Genomic DNA, 19,270 nt, shown 5'->3' on the forward strand with positions numbered 1-19,270 from the left:
GGAGATTGTGATTCTCAATCGTACAGCATTATTGATTGACAGCGATGCACCCAACCCTCGCAGGCCAATAAAGGTGTTAATCCATCCAGATTTTCTAAAGGTGCATGTTCGAGCCAATGCTTGAGCTTGGTAGAGCCGGTCAATCTTACAAAATGGTCTTCTCCTGTCCTGTTGACATGAGTAGGATAGGGCATCCATCTAAATTGATCGGCAAAAAGACTTTTTATCATCGCCAATAGGATCATTCCACAATAGACCGGGCGGAAAAGATTTGGATCAGTGACAACCAATTTAGCGCCAAAGCATGTTTGCTGGTTAAACTTATTTCCTTTTGCGATTAATACTGATTCATCGAATCGCAAGCCTTTGATATCAAGTTTTTCAAGATTGGAAATCAACGATTGGATATGTATCCATGGTGCCACTGCTACTTTAAAAGATTTTTCTGTACCGCGACCTTCTGAGATATTAGTAGCCTCCAGATAACAAAGGGCCGGATAAGTAAATATGGTATCCAGATCAGTAATCGCCGGGGAAGGTGGGACAAAAGGATATTGATATTGTGCACAATTCATATACCTTTTCCAATGGGCGGTAGGGATGATTTGCAGATCCAACCGGTGCCAGCCTTTTTCTTTTTTTATTAATAAGGCCAGTTCGCCGAGGGTCAATCCAAATCGGATAGGAACATTCCAGGAGCCAATAAACGATAAAGATGCTGGCTGCATCATGGGACCCTCTGACATGCTGAGGTCGCCACCCAATGGATTAGGACGGTCCAAAAGGATTAAAGGTTTTTGGTATGCTACGCATGTTTCCATGACATGCATCATTGTCCAGAGATAAGTATAATATCTGACGCCGATATTGGGCAAATCAAGGATCAGTGCATCAAGTTGCTTTAATGATTCCTCCGAAGGCGAAAGCTGATCGCCATACAAACTGACGATTGGTATATTTAAACGAGCATGTTGCCCATGAGGCTGAAAGCTTCCATCAGCTCCGTTGGCTTTGAAGCCATGTTCAGGTGAAAAGATGGTTTTGATTTTAAATTCCAGATCAAGGAGCACTTTTAATATTGGAGTGCCCTGATCATCAACGGCAGATTCGTTGGTGATCAGCCCATAGTGTAGGTGCAGATCCATCTTCGATGAGTCTATTTTGAGGCGGTCTATACCGCATTTTATGGCTACCAACTTGTGACGGTTTTGATTATAGTTTGATTGCGAATTCCAGGACACTAGTTATTTTTTTTCAACCTTACACGCTCTCGATGTTTATCCACTATATGTTGAAATAGGGATTTAACGCCCTGGTATTCTTCGGGCAGAAATTCAGTTTTATTGACAGAGAGCAGCGTGTTGATTTTTAATTGGCCTTTGATGCCATCTTCGCACACCATGGTATATTTGATGGTTTTATCATCTGCCTGGATCAAGGAAGAAGCAGGTATGGAATCCAACGAGTAGGATTGTGAAAAGTTGATTTCAATATTAGTAGTGATCATCCAGGGGTAACTGTATTGAATTGGAACATTACGGGTGATGGCCTGAAATGGGTTAGCAGTGAGCACATCCAATAAACCGGGTCCAAAAGACAAATGGTTTCCAACAGTATCCTTTTCAGTTTCTATGTGAATAATCGAACTGATAGACAATTCTTTTTCCCTGTCATTGAACCCTTCGACTTTTCGATTGGTGAATGTGATGCCGGGGTGATTTTTTTCGAGATAGTCAAAATAATAGTCTATGCCGTTAGAGTCTATTAATTCACTTCTCATCTTGTAGGCTGCATAACTATACAACCGCTCAGTATACTCCCCGGTGAGATTTTCGGAAGTATCCAGGTGGAGCTGATAATTGATTTGAGTCTGGCCCAGCTTATTAGCATTGAGTTCTATCCAAAATCCTTCGCGTTCATTGATCAATACTCCAGCAGTATGGACACACTGAGGGGACAATGAAAAGCTGTTGCCATACGGGTCTGAAGCATCCATCAGGTTGATCTTGCCTCCGCTAAAGACAGCAACCACGACATAATTGAGCTTTGAAAGGGTCGGGAATTCTTGAATTAATTTGCCATTATTGGATGTAGTAAGCACTACAGGATAAGCTCTGTAGTCTAAGGCCCTGAGCAATCCCACCAATACCAGATTGATATCAGCCACATTGCCTGTATGCCTGGATATAATTTTATTTAGATGATCACTGGCATAGATACCATACCCACCATCCCACTTGATTTGTGATTGGATGAAGTGATATGCATCCTGGAGCGTGTCAGCACGTGTTTTATCATTGGATAAAAATTCTTTTTTTAAATTCTTGAACAAACCACTCTTTAAAAGCTGATTGCCGAAATACGGATGATTGTACAGGTATTTATTGGCATTCGGCCAGTTGGAGGTATAATCAATGCTTTGATCCGGATTTGGTGCCAACTCAAACTCAAGTCTTCTTCTAAAAGTGTTGGGATATAATACGAAGGGATATTGGATATAAGCGGGTACATTGGTTGAAGAATAGGTAGTCACTAATGCTTCATAGCCATCGATAAGGGACTTATAGAAATCACTGACGATTTTAATGGAGTCATCACCCCAGGCATATACAGGATAGGTTATAAAGTCCGGAATGGTCGTTTCATATTGGCTTTTCAGGACAGGCAACGCTCGCTGAAAATCCCAGCCATGGAAATTGGTCAAATAGTCAGATTCAATCGTGTATTGTACTTCAAGGATGCTGCCTTCGTGTACATTGGGTAAGGTGATTTCCATATCCTGGTAATAACCGTTGCTCGAATATTTGATGGAAGTTTTATCCAGCTTGTTTTCATAAATGATATCATCGGTCACATTAAAAGTGGATGCACGAAGATCCTTCAGTTCTTCGCTGGAAGCGGGTGATTGATATAATGAAAGGTATACTTTGTTTGCATCCGGAGGAAAAGAATCCAATAATTTGATGGCAAAATGTCGTGTAAACTCTACTCTAAGTCCTTGAGGGTTTGTGATGATCCCTGCACTACCACTATCAAACAAATAATAAGCGGTAGCTGTGGTATCAAAAGCACATTTGACCAGATCAAATTCAGAAGGTACATGATTGCCGAAGACCGTTTTTAGCCGGGCTGTTTGAGCCCATATCAAAGTGCCGGAGGATAAAATCACCAAAATGGATATTAACAGTCTAGACATTTGATTATTCATATATATACAAAGCCCAATTTAATCTTTTGAGCTTAATAAAAGGGTACCAAAAGGGTAAAATTTAAAAAAACTCTTTACACCTGCTCTGCAGGTAATCCGAGCGTATGGATCGTGCCTGATGCAGCAAAATGCTTTCCGATGATTCTAAATCGCTGTAAACTATTGGGTGGAAAGTACAAGGAAGTAAGACTGCATTTGCCCTTGTCTGCAAATATTTCGATAGAGTGGTTATCTAAAAAAATGTGCAGGGGTAGCAAATGGCCACTAGTAGTTTTGGCACTTTCAATCGAAGGATAGGATGGATGAAATGACAATGCTTTGCTCGTTCGATCCAGGGACAGTTGATGTTTTACAGGATCCCAAATGAGTAATAGTTTTGCCTTGTTACCAAAGTCAAATTCAAGGGTGCATATTTTATGAGAATCCAACAGAAGCTCAAACTCCATAGATTCAGACAGGGCCAGCTCCCATTCCACTTCTTGAGACATCGGGCTTTTAGCAAACTCCAGGCTTTTAGATCTTAATTTTTTTAATTCAGCTATCGGTTGTTGCAGCAAGGTGAAGGAACCATCTGTGTTTTTCGCCAGGGAGAGTTCTCTGGGGATAGAAATCATTGACTTCCACGAAAGCGTGGGTAGGTGGTCTTTATACGACTCATTCGTGATTGCAGCCACCATGATCTGCCGATGTTCCGGTGCATTTGAAAATACGCGCGGGGCAAAAAGGTCTTTTCCGAAATCTACAGGATTGACCAGATCAAGGGCGTGATCGCACATAAACGCTTTACCATTAAATACGCCTACAAAATATCTGGCACCAGGATAATCATCACCGGTTGTTACGATTAAAACCCATTTTTTTACATCTTGTTGATTGACCACCGACAGTGGAATGATCGTAACTCGTGTCCACTCCTTTTTGAAAGATGGGTGCCCGCCGAAATCGCTGCTAAACTCCCATTTGATGAGGTTTTTAGAGGTATGAATTTGTATTTTGAATTCGTTGATCAAGGAAATCACCATGATCCATCGACCACTCTCCGGATGCCAAAATATAAACGGGTCGCAGAGCTTCGATTTCTTGATGTCCAGTCCTATACTTTGAGGGTAAACCTGCCAGTTCTTCCCTCCATCCAGGCTAAAACTCATAGACCATACCTGTTTGCCCTTGATCTGTTCGCTATATATAGTAACCAGGGGAGATTTGGTCGCCGTACCTAAACCACAGGTGTTCTTATGATCATGTACGATACAACCGGCTAAGCTTTCGTTTGATTTAAAACTCAGACCAGGAGCGTTTGTAATCCAATGGATGAGATCATTAGACTGAATCAGGCAATATTCTGTTTTTGAATCAGACTGCTCTAAAACAGACTGCAGGAAGTACAGCCGATACTGCCCTTTATAATAGATAGGGGCCACCGGCGATAGGATTTGATGGCTTGAAGAAGCATAATGATATATCGGTTTTGAGCTTGCGAGTTTGTCTGTTTTACTTTTCGACATATAAAATGTGCATTATAAAATAAACAGGAGTGGAGTCGACATTACGTTCTAACAAAGTGCGAAAATATTGCTATTTACGCAGTGTAAGGATTTATTTTTGAAAGTATCATGCAGCACAGTATTGTCCTGCCTGCCCGATCAATTTTTATTGATTAAGCCACCTATAGTTCGTCAATTTACCTAAATTTGGTTCTTTAATAAACTCTCTCAAATGAACAAATTAATCAACATTTTATTTGTATTGGTAGCATTTGCCGCCTGTACCACGAGTAAAAAAGCTACAATCACCCCTACAACCAATACTAAAAATGGGACTTCGGGGAGTACAGCAATGGCAGGGGTCAGTCAAATGACCTTGAAAGACACCATTACTCCAAAATCTGATACCGCCAAGCCGGCTGCTGCAAAGTCTACTGATGCTGCCAAAAAGGGGCCTAAACCTTTTAAAGAGGTAATTACTGCCAAAGCTGAATCCAGAGAAGGCATGTTTACTGTACATAAGGTAGAGGACAAATACTATTTCGAATTGCCATATGCTATGTTGGGTAAAGACATGCTGGCCATTACTCGATACAGGCGTACGCCTACCTCCGGTGGTTATGGTGGAGAATTGGTCAATCGTCAGATGGTCAGATTTGAGAAAGGGACAGAACAAAAAGTTTTCCTTAGAGCCAAAGCGCTGGTCAATGCTAGCGCAGATACTTCTGCTCCAATCTACAAGGCGGTATTGAATAGCAATGTAGATCCGATAGCCGCTGCTTTTGATATTGTATCCATTAGAAAAGATACCAGCTTATTGATAGAGGTGACCAGTCTATTTTCCGGTGATGCCCAGATTGTCGGACTCAATAGCACGCTCAAGTCGCTTTACCGACTTGGGGGAATACAAAGTGATCGCTCCTATATCGAGGATATCAAATCCTTTCCAATCAATATAGAGGTCAAGACTGTCAAGACCTTTGCTGTTTCACCTCCTCCCAATGGTCCAACGCCTCCCGGAGCGCCAAGATCTGTGACTTTGCCCGGTGGAGTAGTGTCTGGTTTCGCCACTATTGAATTAAATACCTCCCTGATCTTATTGCCAGAGGTGCCTATGAAAAAAAGATTGTTTGACCCAAGAGTGGGTTATTTTGCCACTGGTTATACTGTTTATGACGACGAAGGTCAACGTACTGAAGATCCTTCTTTCGCAGTGAGGTGGAGGCTTGAACCAAAAAATGAAGAAGATGCTCAAAAACAAAAAAGAGGCGAGCTCATAGAGCCTGCTAAACCTATTGTGTACTATATAGATCCTGCTACTCCTAATAAGTGGAGAAAGTATCTCATCTTAGGAGTCAATGACTGGCAAGCCGCTTTTGAGCAGGCCGGTTGGAAAAATGCCATTCGTGCTGAAGAGTTTCCGGAGAATGACAGTACTATGTCCCTGGAAGATGCCCGATTTTCTGCAATCAGATATTTTGCTTCTCCGGTTGAGAATGCCTACGGACCCAATGTCAATGACCCACGGACCGGAGAGATCCTTGAAAGCCATATTGGTTGGTATCATAATGTGATGAAACTTCTGCAAAAATGGTATCGGACCCAGGCTGGAGCAGTCGATCCCAGGGCCAGGGCTAATGAGTTTGATGATGAGCTGATGGGCCAACTGATACGATTCGTTTCTTCTCACGAAGTAGGACATACGCTTGGCCTTCGACACAATTTTGGTGCATCCAGTGCTACTCCTGTCGAAAAATTGCGCGATAAAAATTTTATAGCCCAGTATGGTCATACTTCCTCAATTATGGATTATGCACGCTTTAACTATGTAGCTCAACCGGAAGATGGTGTCAATGACTTATATCCCAGGATAGGGGACTATGACAAATGGGCTATCGAATGGGGTTACAAACCTATTTATAACACCAAAGATGAAAAAGAAGATCAATTGGTCCTCAATAAATGGTTTAGAGAAAAAGCTTACCCTAACCGAAGGTTATGGTTTTTGACCGAAATCAATCCATATGATCCTCGTAGTCAAAATGAAGACCTGGGTGACAATGCCATGGTTGCCTCTGAATATGGTATTAAAAATTTAAAAAGAATCATATCCAATCTTCCAGAGTGGACCAAAGATGAGGCAAAGGGATTTGATATTCTCAAAGAGTCGTATGAATCAGTGGTAGATCAGTTCAGAAGATATTTGGGTCACGTAGGGAAATATGTAGGCGGAATCTATGAAACTCCAATGACCTCTGATCAAAACAACGTGGTGTATGAAGCTACTCCAGCAGTATTACAGAAGTCGGCTGTTCAGTTTTTGAGCAAAAATATTTTTACTACCCCCACCTGGATCATTGATCCGGTGATACTCAACAGGATCCAACCTGGTCAAGGTCTTGACAATATCAGGGCCCTTCAGGAACCGGTGATTTTTAACCTATTGAACGAAGATCGACTCCAGCGCATGATGGAGACATCTTATGCAGATCCTAAGGCTTATGGTGTGCTTCAACTTCTAAAGGACATGCAATCAGCTATTTGGACAGATCTGGGTGGCTCCGGTGAGATCAATATATTCCGAAGAAATCTGCAGAAAATGTATGTTGAAAGACTTAATGGCATGCTCACTACCCCTGCCGGCCCATCCGGGCCAGTATCCGTGTTTGGTACGACCATACCTGGCAGGATGGATCCAAAGAAAAATGATATACTCAGTATCCTGAGAGGGCATTTAAAAAGTATGAAATCTTTAATTGACACTGCTGCTGCAAGAAGAGGCAACACGATCACGAAGATGCACCTGGAAGATCTTTCTAATCGAATCAAAACTACATTGGATCCTAAGTAAGTGGTTATGCCATGAATTTATTACAACATAGATTTATTTTAAACATATATAGCATTTGTAACATAAATAAATATATGAGCATTAATGCCATTAAATATTATAATCAAAAAAATGAGTTAAAACACTTTTGATATGGTCTATTCCAATTTTTTTGGCAAGAAATATGCAGTATCATTGTCGAAGGGTTGATTGATAATCTTGATCAACACTTTATGAGGTCGGTTCGCTGGGGGGTAAGAGCCGATCTCTTTTTTTTTATATTTTCTGGTCCTCATTCGCCTATACTTGAGCTTATTTAACTGTCATCACTGACGCTTCTATAAGTAAGCTGATCTCCTATATCTGATGGCTAAACCTTGCTCTGGCGATTTTAGTTTGCCATCAACCTACAAAAGGTAAAGTCATTTTTAACTAGTCTTAAAAGCGTACTTTTGCCAATGGATGGTTCGATTTTTCTGCACATGGCTTGGCATCACTCTCTTTTTTTCAGGGAGTGCCCAAATCATTTACACTCGTGAGTTTACCAACAAACTTTTAGCAGCAGGTGCAGGACTCAACATGCCAAAAGAAAGTTTTTATCATGTGATCCCCTGTGAGGATTCAAAAAATATATTTGATCTGTGCCTGGTATCGGAGCCTGATTCTTCAGAACTCAAGTTTGTAGTATTGGATGAAAAAGCAGTCACAAAGATTATTTTTCCGGAGATTCATTTTATGACTAAAGTAGCTTCTCTGGCTACTAATGATGATCGGTATTGGATCAGGACGCGTACGCCTTCTCCACAATCACTGCAAGAAACGATTCATGCAGATTGGGCTGGGGAGATGAGTTTTATCCCCAAAAGTGGCCTGACGGATAAAAAATATGCCAAAGCTTATTCTATCTACCGCCAGGACTATGGCATGCTCTTCGTGATTTTATTTTACAATTTTGAATATCCTGGATTTAACGAACATCTTAGATCAGTTTATTTTCAATCAAATAACTAAACCAATTTTATAAAAGAAATGTTTGTTTACAATATCACCTTGAATATGGAGTCAGATATAGAGATCGAAGCACTCGCATGGATCAAGGAAGAGCTGATACCAAGGATCATGAAAGCAGGCACATTTCATGAGTTTCAATTATGTAAGATAAGGTTTATGGACCAGGACACTCCAGCATATGCCATCCAGTTTTATAGCTCTAATGATATCGAAAAAGATAGATTGCTTATGAACGGTGAATCGAGCTATCTTGAATGGGTCAATGAAAAATTTGGGCTTCAGGTCATGCCATTTGCGACTATTCTGGATATTCTGGAACCTGCCTACCTTTCATTTATTAATAAAAACTGATTTTTGTATTAATTATACAGACTATAAACACTAGCAGTGAATTATTTTGAATTAACAGATATCCAACTGTCTGCCAAAGAAGTGGCCAGAGAGTTTGCACAAACCAGGCTGCTGCCAGGGGTGCTCGAACGTGACAAGCATATGCATTTTCCTGATGAATTGGTCAGCGAGATGGGTGCTCTTGGTCTTCTAGGCATGATGGTGGATTCACAGTATGAAGGTGGAGGGATGGATGCTATGTCTTATGCGCTGGCTATCGAAGAAATAGCAAAAGTCGATGCTTCAGCAGCGGTGATTATGTCTGTCAATAATTCGTTGGTTTGTCACGGCTTGCAATTATATGGCTCCCAGGAGCAAAAGCAAAAATATTTAGGAGATTTGGCTACCGGCAGATTGATCGGTTCTTTTTGTCTCTCAGAACCAGATGCTGGCAGCGATGCTACTCAACTCAAGACACAGGCAGAAGATCATGGTGATTATTATATCTTGCAGGGCACCAAAAATTGGATTACCAATGGTCACCGGTCCAATATCCATCTGGTTATGGCTCAAACCAATCCCGCTCTCGGGCACAAGGGTATCAATACTTTCATCGTCGAAAAAAAATGGCCGGGCATCACTATCGGTCCCAAGGAAGATAAAATGGGGATTAGGGCGAGTGATACCACTTCCATCAATTATGATCAGGTCAAAGTACCAAAAGAAAATCGAATAGGACCGGATGGTCATGGATTTAAATTTGCGCTCAATACGCTTGACGGAGGCAGAATCGGTATTGCAGCACAAGCGCTGGGCATTGCAGCGGGGGCTTACGAACGCGCCCTGATGTATTCAAAAGAGCGAAAGTCATTTGGAAAACCTATTTTCGAACACCAGGCCATCGCTTTTAAGTTGGCCGATATGGCTACCGAGATCGACGGTGCCAGGTTGTTGATCCATCGGGCGGCATGGCTCAAAGATCAGGGCAAAGATTACACCGCCGCCGCCGCATTGGCCAAATATGCTGCATCAGAAATGGCAATGAAACAGACTACGCAAGCGGTACAGATCTTGGGAGGTTATGGATATGTCAGAGAATATCATGTAGAACGAATGATGCGCGATGCCAAGATTACCCAGATATACGAAGGCACTTCCGAAATACAACAAATCGTCCTGTCCAGAGAAATATTAAAAGGCAATCTATACCCCTCGATTTACTAATGTTTGATACCGGTACTATAAAACTCGCCAAAATCGCGGGTATCCCCATAAGATTACATTGGAGCTTTTTGCTCATATTTGTTTGGGTCGGGTATAATGCCTGGCAGGATAATCTTTCGACAAGGGGATTTATATTCATGCAGTTGTATGTTTTGATTTTATTTGTTTGTGTGATCCTGCATGAATATGGCCATGCGTTGGTTGCCCGAAAGTATGGGCACAAGACACGTGACATTCTTCTTACGCCTATTGGAGGTATTGCCCGCCTGGAAAGTATCAGCGAAAAACCGGTGCAAGAGTTCTGGATAGCCATAGCCGGCCCCCTCGTCAATGTAGCTATCGCGCTGATGCTCGGACTGATTATATTGATTACCGGGCAGCGAAATATACTGGATGCATTGAGATATCCGGGAGGTGGTGATTCTTTTATTCATAGTTTTTTGCCTTTGACGATGTTGTCAAATATCATATTGGCGGTATTCAATTTTATCCCGGCTTTTCCTATGGATGGAGGTAGAATACTAAGGGCTTTATTGTCGACCCATTGGCCGAGATATAAAGCCACTTTGATCGCAGCCAGAGTCGGACAGGCTTTGGCCATTGTATTTCTCATCTTCGCTGTTTCGCAGGGCCATTGGATGCTTTGCCTGGTGAGTCTTTTTATCTTCGTAACAGCGGGCAATGAACTCAAACAAGTAAAATGGGAGTCTATTTTGGCAGTAAAACCAGTGAAAGATCTGATCAATACTAAGTATGAGCATATTCAGGCGGGCGACAGCATGCATTTGCCGGTCGAAACTGCCTTGCGGGGAATCGAGAAGAATTATTTGGTATATAATGGAGATGCTTTGATGGGATATCTTTCCCATGCCGCCGTCATGTATGCTTATAAAATGCAGAGGCAAGAAGCGCCGGTAGCCTCATTTACCCGGACGGAAGTACCCCAGGTCGATACAGAGCTCTCTTTGAAAGATGCGTTACATCTGATGCAAAGTACAGGAGCCACTTTGCTGCCGGTAGTGGAAAATGGCTTGATCATTGGAGCAGTAGATGAAGATCAAATAAAAAAATATGTAGAAATTGCGCTCCTGCTCAAAACATAAATCTTATTTTAGTGAAACCTTTGTAATCCTTATAGCAACGATATGGAGACTTATGGTAAAATATTATTAGTAGCGATGCCGGCATTTTTATTGTTGGTCCTCATAGAAAAATTTTATGGTTACTATCGGGGGAATGATACGGTGCGCAACATGGATATGATATCCTCCCTGAGCTCAGGATTTACCAATGTGATCAAAGATGTTTTAGGTATCAGCGTAGCTATCATTGGATACTCCTGGATGGTTGAGCATCTTGCGATCGTGCATATAAAAGCTAATTGGTTGGTATACCTGGTTGCATTTCTAGCCTTGGATTTTTCCGGATACTGGGTACATCGTATCGCGCACGAGTACAATTTTTTTTGGAATAATCATATCGTGCACCATAGCAGCGAAGAGTTTAACCTGGCTTGTGCATTGAGACAGAGCATCTCCGTGTTTGTTAGGATTTTTACCTTCTTTTTATTGCCTGCGGCTTTATTAGGAGTGCCCGGGCAAGTGATTGCTATAGTCGCGCCCATCCAATTATTTGCCCAGTTTTGGTACCATACCCGCCATATCGGACATATGGGTTTTTTAGAAAAGATCATAGTCACTCCATCTCATCATCGGGTGCACCATGCGATCAATCCGCAATACCTCGACAAAAATTATTCTCAAATCTTTATCTGGTGGGATCGGTGGTTTGGCACCTTCCAACAAGAGCTGCCGGAAGTACCTCCGGTATATGGTATCACCCGACCTGTACAAACCTGGAACCCAGTCAAAATTAATTTCTTGCACCTTTGGCTTTTGATTAAAGATGCCTGGAGAGCAGAGGATTTCAAAGACAAATTACGCATATGGTTTATGCCCACTGGCTGGCGCCCGCTGGATGTTGAAAAAAAATATCCTGTCCATAAGATAAATGATGTCTACCATTTTGATAAATATGATACCAAAGCATCCCTCGGATTACATATCTGGAGCTGGTTGCAGCTCCTTGCTATGTTGGTATTGACCAGTTATCTTTTTGCACATATTGCGGAGATACATCGAGCCAATACTTATCAAATCTATATCTATGGTCTGATCTTATTCATCGATGTCTATGCCTATACCGAGCTGATGGACCGTAATCCCACCGCCTGGATAGCCGAAGGACTTAAATGTATCCTGGGTCTGTATATCATCTGGATACAAGGTGACTGGTTTTTATCGGATAGATTTGGTGTATGGATTAAGTATGCAGTAGCCATCTACCTGGTTGGATCATTATTGGTGACTTTGTATTTCGTCGTTAAGCACAATAAGGAGGATAGTGCCCCGGTGAAATCGCTGAGTATTCATTAGCATACCTTATGTTAGGAGGTCAATAGCCTGATAATTATTTTGATTTAGCCTCAAAGGCAAATGACAATATTTTCAAATGACCTCATTTTGCTCAATCACGCTGGCGTACCACCAGGCTGATGCTTTTGGTATTCTCGTTAAATCCTGATCTATATAAGTGATTCCAAAACGTTTGTCGTAACCCAATGCCCATTCAAAATTGTCCATCAAGGACCAGATAAAATATCCTTTGACATCAGCACCTCCCCGGATAGCTTCTTGTATTGCTGCCAGATATCCCTGAAAAAACTGTATTCGTTCGTGATCATCTACTTTTCCTTCGACCAGTGACTCATTAAAAGCACAACCATTTTCTGTGATGATGACCTCTGGATGATCATATCTTGCGTCGATCCACATCAATAATTTTTTGCAACCCCAGGGGACGATCGCCCACTGCATACTCGTCATCTTCCAATCAGGCGATACGGATAGATTGACATCCTGATCTTCTGATAGACCCCCGTTGCCATAGACACTGCCTTTCTCGCGATTATGAGTTGCATCGGCAGCATACATAGTGGTATAGTGATTGAGTCCAAAAAAATCGGACGAACCTTTGATCATATTTTTTTCAGCAGCAGTAAAGGACGGCAGCCTGCTTCCCAGTCGTTCTTTCATACAGGGAGGGTAATCCCCCTTGTAGATAGGGTCTGCAAACCATGCCAGAAAAAACTCCAAAGCTCTTTCTGCAGCCGCTTTATCTGCAGGACTTTCTGTCAGAGGTTCGCGCCAATCACAATTATTGGTGATCCCGATTCTACCATGTTGGGTCGATTGGTATTTTTGCCGATAGGTGGCTACTGCTTTAGCATGCGCTTTGAGTAGATTATGTCCGGCCTGGTATGGGTAATCCATGGATTTTTTACCCGGGGCAAATACACCCAATCCGTATCCCAGGATGGCGACCACCCAGGATTCATTGATGGTGATCCAGTTTTTGACCCTATCTCCAAAGGCAGCAAAGCAGACATCAGCGTACTCAGCAAAAGCATCACTGATCTCCTCGCCCAACCAACCGTTGATCTCAAACTCCAATGCAGCAGGCAGATCCCAATGATACAGTGTCACCCAGGGAGTGATATCATTGGCTACTAATTCATTGATGAGTTTATTGTAGAAATCAATACCTTTTTGATTGACCTGGCCTCTTCCGGCGGGAAGGATGCGTGGCCAGGAAATGGAAAAACGATATGCTCTAAGACCTATTTTTTTCATCAAGGCCACATCTTCTTCAATGCGGTGGTAATGATCACAGGCTATATTGCCATTTTCAAAATGATTGACCTTGCCTGGAATCATGGTGAATACATCCCAGATGGAGGGCCCTTTGCCTTCTTCATTCCATGCTCCTTCGATTTGATAAGAGGAGGTAGCTCCTCCCCAGATGAAATCTTTAGGAAATTTTTTTTCCATGATTGCTCAGATAGTTCTTATTAATCGGTTAAAGCAATTAACTAGTCCTTGGGTAATTTATCAAACCAGGTCTTTTTCAATATCAGGGTGCAGATGATGGCGATACCGATACTGATGGTAAAAGGTACCACTTTTAATAAAACCAAGTAGATTGGAAAAGCTACCAAACAGGTCTGCCAAATGATACCGATCACAATATTCAACATATCTTTTTTGAAATCTCTGTTGGGTTGGAAACCAGGGTCTTCTGCCAATACTTTTTCTTCAATCGGTTTCCAAAATCCCCAGGGCCTTACATTTTTGTAGAATTTTTTGAGGGTGTCTTCATTGGTCGGCGGTGCTGAATAAGTACCTATGATCGCGGCAACTGTAGAGATCAATAACATAAGTGGAAAGGTATACAGATCGAGTACGCCAGGAAAAATAAATCGGAAAGTCAAGGCTGGCACCATCCCTCCGATCATACCCCAGAAAAATCCGTTGCCATTGAATCGCCACCAATACCACTTAAGCACATTGGCAGCTACATAAGAGCCATATGCAGCAGATACGATCCATTGAAGTATATCATTGACATCTTTGGCAAAAAAACCAAGGATAAAACTAAACGAAACCAGCGTCAGACCAGCGATCCAGTTGATTGACCTGATCTTGACATTGTCCGCTTTGGGATTGATAAATTTTAAATAAATATCATTGACGATATAAGCCTGAGTAGCATTGAGGGTACCTGCAAATGTGCTCATAAATGCAGCGATTAAACCTGCCAGCAATATGCCCATGAGCCCGACCGGAACAAATTTGCTAATAGCTTCCGGCAAAATCTGTTCAAAATCAATCTCCCCGCTGGTGACCGATCGAAGATCCAACTGATTGTAAAAGATCAATGCCAGTACAGCAAATCCTGCAATCATAAAATACCTGAAAGGCATCAGTACGACATTGACTGATCCGGACATCATAGCTGCTTCTCTTGGGGACTTGGCAGACAAGATTTTTTGCATATCGTACGTAGGCGCAGGTCCGGCAAAAGATACCAACAACCCTTTGATCAACATCATAGAAAAGAATATGCCAAACAGTGAATACCCATCACTACTGATTTTGCTATTGACCTCAGGTATGATCTGACTCCAGTCAAGATGTAGATGACTGCCGAAAAACGGACTGGACCAGCTCTCAGGCACTACGAGGGCATTGTGCGCTACGGCATTCATAGCGATTATCCCGATGATGATCCCGGCGATAGCCATCAGCGAATATTGTATTACATCGGCCCATACTATGCTAAGCATGCCTCCGATTAAACTATAAAAAATAGCAAAAAGGGTAAATATCACTCCATAAAAATGAGGTACAAACTGAGGGGAGATATCAAAAGGTACATACGCCGACACTGCCTCCCAGGGAATAAATATTTCAATAAATTTTCCAATACCTATAAACCCATAAGCAAGGTAACCTAATCCCAAAATGACGGCAAATATGACTATAACTGCATGGGACATTTGCGCTCCCCTGCCACTAAACCTGGTAGCCAGCCATTCTGCTCCTGTATTGACTCCAGAGCGCCTCAACCAGACGGACAAAAACATCATCAGGAAAACTTGGTTGAATACCGGCCATAACCAGGGAATAAAAATGCTTTTAAGTCCATAGATAAATAATAGAGTCACCAACCATACTGTGCCACTGATGTCAAACATACCTGATGCATTAGACAAGCCAAGCATGTACCAGGGTAGAGTATTGCCACCGAGCATATAGCTTTCTTTGCTTTTAGAGGCTTGTTTTCTTAGTAGTAATCCGATGACTACCGTCGAACTGAGGTAGATCAATATGATGATGAGATCAATGGTAGAAATTTTCATGTAAGGTTTGTTATATCAACACTAATGTAGTCCATACTCTTCAACATCCAAAGTGATATCAATCTTGTGGTATATTTAGATAAATTTGAACTAAAAGCCGATGAAGCCCTCATCGCCACATTTTAATATAATCGTAATAATCTGTACGATCAACTGATATCTAGTAAATGGAAAATGGCAAGATCGGGATCCCTGCAAACGCACTGGTTGTTTAACACATTTTCTTCGATTGACCATAGTGGCAATGGTTTTAAAAATGATAGACAGCTAATATTGAATTTATTCGATTTCGATGATTGGATTTTGGCGGTTTACTCTTTTTGGCCATTGGTATATAGCATGCCCGGCAAAAAAGCTTTTTAGCACCTGCCGATCCCGGGGGTTCTAACCATTTCAACGTTTCTGCATTGTTTATCAGCATTATATTTATCCTCTTAAACTATATTTATTCTTCAATATATGAAAGCACTAACATTCACCGGTATTCAATCCATCACCTACGAAGATATCCCTGATCCAATCATCGAAGATCAAATGGATGTCATCGTCAAGACATCATATTGTGCCATCTGCGGTTCTGATCTGCATATCTATCACGGAAGAGAGCGTGGCATAGACTCTCACACTGCTATGGGACATGAATTTACCGGAGAAGTCGTTGAAGCAGGCAGTGAGGTCACTAGTCTAAAACTTGGAGATCAGGTCGTCAGTGCTTTCACTACAGCCTGTGGGCAGTGCTTTTTTTGCCTTCGCGGTCTTAGCGCGAGATGTATACACAATCAGATCTATGGTTGGAGAGAAAACGGCAAAGGGCTCCAGGGTGCTCAGGCCGAATATGTTAGAGTACCTCTGGCCGATCATACCTTGATGCCATACCTGCCCTATGGTCTTACTGGTTCAGAGGCCATCCTGGCAGGAGATATTCTCAGTACTGGTTATTTTGGTGCTTTGCTTTGTGAACTAAAACCTGAGGATACAGTGGTCATCATTGGTTGTGGACCTGTGGGCCTGATGGCTATATGGAGTGCAGCTCATGCGTACGCTGGCACGGTGATAGGAGTCGATTTGATAGATGACCGGTTGGTCTTGGTCTCCGGGTTTGGGGGACTACCCTTAAAATTAAATAAAGAGACGATAGAGGCCGTGAAGGAGATGACGCAGGGTAGGGGAGCCGATGCCGTCATAGAAGCCGTAGGCAATGAATCAGCACAAAAACTCGCTTACGACCTGGTGCGGCCTGGAGGTATTATAGCCACCATCGGTGTCCATACTACAGATCAGTTTGTGTTTAAGCCGGCTGATGTCTATGACAAAAATCTAACGTATAAAAGTGGGCGGTGTCCGGCCAGATCTCTGATGCCTGTTATTTTGCCTTTAATAGGTAAGAACAAAAAGCAGCTTGCTTCCTTGTTTACACACCACCTCCCCCTTGATCAGGGGGTGAGGGCGTATGACATCTTTGATAAAAAACAGGAGGGCTGTATCAAGGTCTTGCTTCAAGCCTAGCCTTTTCAAAGGGGGGGTTGATCAGCATGAACCCAAGTGCCTATACTCGTTTTTCAATATTCCGGATCACCAGCTTTCTGTAGTGTAACATTCTATGCCGATCCTTCGTCATGCTTGATGTATACGTGTTTATAATATTGAATATGAAAAAAATTTACTTAGCCTCCATTTTATTCTCTTTTACTTTCATACATATTGTTGCGCAGGATACCCTCAGAATTACAGCTGATACAAGTGCCGCCAAAGCATCAAAAGATTCAGTTTTGGAAACTAAGCCCACCGACTATGAAATCAGCATGAAAAACACAGATTCTAAGCCAGAAAAAATAGTGCAACTAAACAATTTATGATATTCCCTTCAGTGGTCACTACTTCGGTGAATATGGTAGCCCCTTTGGGTCAGTCTGGTAGCTACAGTATCTCTGACGCTTCCGGCAAGGTATTTCACAATGGTTGGTTAGGTCCAGGACTCGTGACACCTATATTTGTCGGGAAGCTCAAATCGGGTATGTATTATGTTCGCTTTGATGGAGATGGCCACAGCGAAACCAGGACTTTTATGAAAATGTAAATTTTACTTCGTCTTCATTGAAATCAGCGGATATTGACATCTGCCAGGTGTGGACATTTTTTAAACTTGGGGGTTTTACCTTTAAATTTATTATTGCTTAGATCTAGTTTCATCAGCTTTGGCAGAAATCTAAAATCCGGTATTTTCCCGGTGAGTTCATTGTCATTGAGGGATAAGGTAAGCAACCTGGGCATTTGGGTGAAATCAGGAATACTGCCGCTGAATTTATTGTGATGCAAACTCATTTGTTCTACTTGTGAAAGCTTATTAAAGTCAGGGATCGCCCCATTCAAATCATTTTCGCTGAGGTCGATAGATCGCAATTCCGCCAATTGACTAAAGTCTGGCAATGGCCCAGCAAGGTGGTTCTTTTGCAACCACAGCGTCCTTAATTTTGGGAGTATCAGATTAGGAAGATTGCCACTGAGATCATTCTCCTGTAACATCAATTCTTCCAGCGCATTGAGCCCACTCATATTTGGTATACTGCCTGTGAGCTTGTTTCCTGAAAGGTTTATATTTTCTAACCTGGACCACACAGACAGGTTGGGTATGCTGCCGGTAAGTTTGTTATTGGATAAGTCGAGGTTCATCAGGTTGCTGGCTGAAAAAGACGGGATAGCACCTTCAAGTTGGGTATCAGATATTTTTAAATTATTGAGGGTAGCTTGGTTTTTTAATTCAGGCAATTTGCCGGAGAGGTGGCTGCCACTGATCTCAAGTGTTTGAAGTTTGGTCAATTTGGCAAAGTCCGGAATAGATCCGCTAAAATCTCCGGATAGATACAGATCAGTAAGGTCTGGTATTTTATCAAAATTGGGGATCGTCCCGGTCATCTTGGGAGATGCTATGTCCAGGTATTCCAGGTGGGGACATTTGTCTATATTGACCAGGAGACCACTGATCTGATCTGATTTTATGATTAATGATTTAAGATTCGGTAGATTGATCCAGAGAGGAAGTGACCCGGATATATTTTTATCTTCCATCATCAGCTGGACTAGCGCTGGAAGATTGAGTGCAGGGATATTACCTGATAGATTGTTATTGGAAATTACGATTTGTGACACACATCCTGACTTATTCACAGTGACTCCTTGCCAGGATTCGATGGGAGCAGAAAGGTCCCATTTTGTAAACCACTCAGGTCCATTCATTGAATTGAATATGCTGGCGATCTCGGAGGAATCTTTAAATCTGGAGCAACGGGCTACTACGGGAGGAGGAGTAGACTTTTTTCTGGGCTTTTTTTTGACTTGACCATATACCTCAGTAGGAAGGAGATATATACAGATCAGGCTGATTACCAATAGTATTCTTTTCATCAAAAACTTTACTTTATTAC

At 42.1% G+C, this 19,270-nt stretch carries 15 protein-coding genes; 9 read left to right on the forward strand and 6 right to left on the reverse strand.

The window, feature by feature from the left end; translation table 11 throughout:
- Nucleotides 1–14: 14 nt before the first annotated feature.
- The 3 genes from IPJ09_19315 to IPJ09_19325 form a co-directional block, all read right to left on the reverse strand.
- Nucleotides 15–1,241 carry a DUF1343 domain-containing protein gene (locus IPJ09_19315; GenBank protein ID MBK7373541.1) on the reverse strand — a complete coding sequence of 409 codons (1,227 nt, stop codon included), beginning with the start codon at nt 1,239–1,241 and terminating at the stop codon, nt 15–17.
- Nucleotides 1,241–3,196 carry a hypothetical protein gene (locus IPJ09_19320; GenBank protein ID MBK7373542.1) on the reverse strand — a complete coding sequence of 652 codons (1,956 nt, stop codon included), beginning with the start codon at nt 3,194–3,196 and terminating at the stop codon, nt 1,241–1,243. Before IPJ09_19320 ends, IPJ09_19315 begins: the two co-directional genes overlap by 1 nt.
- 86 nt (nt 3,197–3,282) lie before the next feature.
- A complete protein-coding gene (locus tag IPJ09_19325) occupies nt 3,283–4,713 on the reverse strand; it encodes a glycoside hydrolase family 32 protein (protein ID MBK7373543.1) in 1,431 nt (476 codons plus the stop codon).
- Nucleotides 4,714–5,044: 331 nt separating this feature from the next.
- Here IPJ09_19325 and IPJ09_19330 point away from each other — a divergent pair, with 331 nt between their 5' ends.
- The 6 genes from IPJ09_19330 (at nt 5,045) to IPJ09_19355 (ending at nt 12,522) form a co-directional block, all read left to right on the forward strand.
- Nucleotides 5,045–7,543 (forward strand): zinc-dependent metalloprotease, encoded by a 2,499-nt coding sequence (locus IPJ09_19330; GenBank protein MBK7373544.1) that lies wholly within the window; start codon nt 5,045–5,047, stop codon nt 7,541–7,543.
- A gap of 441 nt (nt 7,544–7,984) precedes the next feature.
- Nucleotides 7,985–8,533, forward strand: coding sequence for a hypothetical protein (locus IPJ09_19335; protein MBK7373545.1), 549 nt, complete (start codon nt 7,985–7,987; stop codon nt 8,531–8,533).
- A gap of 45 nt (nt 8,534–8,578) precedes the next feature.
- Nucleotides 8,579–8,884 carry a DUF4286 family protein gene (locus IPJ09_19340; GenBank protein MBK7373546.1) on the forward strand — a complete coding sequence of 102 codons (306 nt, stop codon included), beginning with the start codon at nt 8,579–8,581 and terminating at the stop codon, nt 8,882–8,884.
- Nucleotides 8,885–8,920: 36 nt separating this feature from the next.
- A complete protein-coding gene (locus IPJ09_19345) occupies nt 8,921–10,087 on the forward strand; it encodes an acyl-CoA dehydrogenase family protein (protein MBK7373547.1) in 1,167 nt (388 codons plus the stop codon).
- Nucleotides 10,087–11,190, forward strand: a complete 1,104-nt coding sequence (locus IPJ09_19350; GenBank protein MBK7373548.1) for a site-2 protease family protein — start codon at nt 10,087–10,089, stop codon at nt 11,188–11,190. The genes IPJ09_19345 and IPJ09_19350 overlap by 1 nt, the downstream gene beginning before the upstream one ends.
- A 42-nt stretch (nt 11,191–11,232) precedes the next feature.
- The gene (locus IPJ09_19355) at nt 11,233–12,522 is read left to right on the forward strand and encodes a sterol desaturase family protein (protein MBK7373549.1); all 1,290 of its coding nucleotides are present in this window, start codon (nt 11,233–11,235) and stop codon (nt 12,520–12,522) included.
- A 72-nt stretch (nt 12,523–12,594) separates the two neighbouring features.
- Here IPJ09_19355 and IPJ09_19360 read toward each other — a convergent pair whose 3' ends face one another.
- Nucleotides 12,595–13,977, reverse strand: a complete 1,383-nt coding sequence (locus IPJ09_19360; GenBank protein ID MBK7373550.1) for a beta-glucosidase — start codon at nt 13,975–13,977, stop codon at nt 12,595–12,597.
- A 41-nt stretch (nt 13,978–14,018) separates the two neighbouring features.
- The gene (locus IPJ09_19365) at nt 14,019–15,848 is read right to left on the reverse strand and encodes a Na+:solute symporter (GenBank protein ID MBK7373551.1); all 1,830 of its coding nucleotides are present in this window, start codon (nt 15,846–15,848) and stop codon (nt 14,019–14,021) included.
- Between the two features lie 459 nt (nt 15,849–16,307).
- Between IPJ09_19365 and IPJ09_19370 the strand changes: the two genes are divergently transcribed.
- The 3 genes from IPJ09_19370 to IPJ09_19380 all read left to right on the forward strand — a co-directional run bounded on the left by IPJ09_19370 (nt 16,308) and on the right by IPJ09_19380 (nt 17,925).
- Complete coding sequence (locus tag IPJ09_19370; GenBank protein ID MBK7373552.1) at nt 16,308–17,354, forward strand: alcohol dehydrogenase catalytic domain-containing protein; 1,047 nt, start codon at nt 16,308–16,310, stop codon at nt 17,352–17,354.
- Nucleotides 17,355–17,497: 143 nt separating this feature from the next.
- Entirely contained in the window at nt 17,498–17,704 is a 207-nt protein-coding gene (locus tag IPJ09_19375; GenBank protein MBK7373553.1) for a hypothetical protein, read from the forward strand.
- The gene (locus IPJ09_19380) at nt 17,701–17,925 is read left to right on the forward strand and encodes a T9SS type A sorting domain-containing protein (protein ID MBK7373554.1); all 225 of its coding nucleotides are present in this window, start codon (nt 17,701–17,703) and stop codon (nt 17,923–17,925) included. The genes IPJ09_19375 and IPJ09_19380 overlap by 4 nt, the downstream gene beginning before the upstream one ends.
- 23 nt (nt 17,926–17,948) lie before the next feature.
- On the opposite strand, the gene IPJ09_19385 is transcribed toward IPJ09_19380, so the two are convergent.
- Entirely contained in the window at nt 17,949–19,250 is a 1,302-nt protein-coding gene (locus IPJ09_19385) for a hypothetical protein (GenBank protein ID MBK7373555.1), read from the reverse strand.
- Nucleotides 19,251–19,270 lie beyond the last annotated feature (20 nt).

The sequence above is a fragment of the Saprospiraceae bacterium genome, assembly GCA_016709995.1.
Lineage (GTDB): Bacteria > Bacteroidota > Bacteroidia > Chitinophagales > Saprospiraceae > JADJLQ01.

Coding starts and splice junctions, on each gene's coding strand:
- IPJ09_19385 (MBK7373555.1), bottom strand. CDS start 19,250: ATGAAAAGAATACTATTGGTAATCAGCCTGATCTGTATATATCTCCTT.
- IPJ09_19340 (MBK7373546.1), top strand. CDS start 8,579: ATGGAGTCAGATATAGAGATCGAAGCACTCGCATGGATCAAGGAAGAG.
- IPJ09_19320 (MBK7373542.1), bottom strand. CDS start 3,196: ATGTCTAGACTGTTAATATCCATTTTGGTGATTTTATCCTCCGGCACT.
- IPJ09_19355 (MBK7373549.1), top strand. CDS start 11,233: ATGGAGACTTATGGTAAAATATTATTAGTAGCGATGCCGGCATTTTTA.
- IPJ09_19360 (MBK7373550.1), bottom strand. CDS start 13,977: ATGGAAAAAAAATTTCCTAAAGATTTCATCTGGGGAGGAGCTACCTCC.
- IPJ09_19365 (MBK7373551.1), bottom strand. CDS start 15,848: ATGAAAATTTCTACCATTGATCTCATCATCATATTGATCTACCTCAGT.
- IPJ09_19330 (MBK7373544.1), top strand. CDS start 5,045: ATGGCAGGGGTCAGTCAAATGACCTTGAAAGACACCATTACTCCAAAA.
- IPJ09_19325 (MBK7373543.1), bottom strand. CDS start 4,713: ATGTCGAAAAGTAAAACAGACAAACTCGCAAGCTCAAAACCGATATAT.
- IPJ09_19370 (MBK7373552.1), top strand. CDS start 16,308: ATGAAAGCACTAACATTCACCGGTATTCAATCCATCACCTACGAAGAT.
- IPJ09_19380 (MBK7373554.1), top strand. CDS start 17,701: ATGATATTCCCTTCAGTGGTCACTACTTCGGTGAATATGGTAGCCCCT.
- IPJ09_19375 (MBK7373553.1), top strand. CDS start 17,498: ATGAAAAAAATTTACTTAGCCTCCATTTTATTCTCTTTTACTTTCATA.
- IPJ09_19350 (MBK7373548.1), top strand. CDS start 10,087: ATGTTTGATACCGGTACTATAAAACTCGCCAAAATCGCGGGTATCCCC.
- IPJ09_19335 (MBK7373545.1), top strand. CDS start 7,985: ATGGTTCGATTTTTCTGCACATGGCTTGGCATCACTCTCTTTTTTTCA.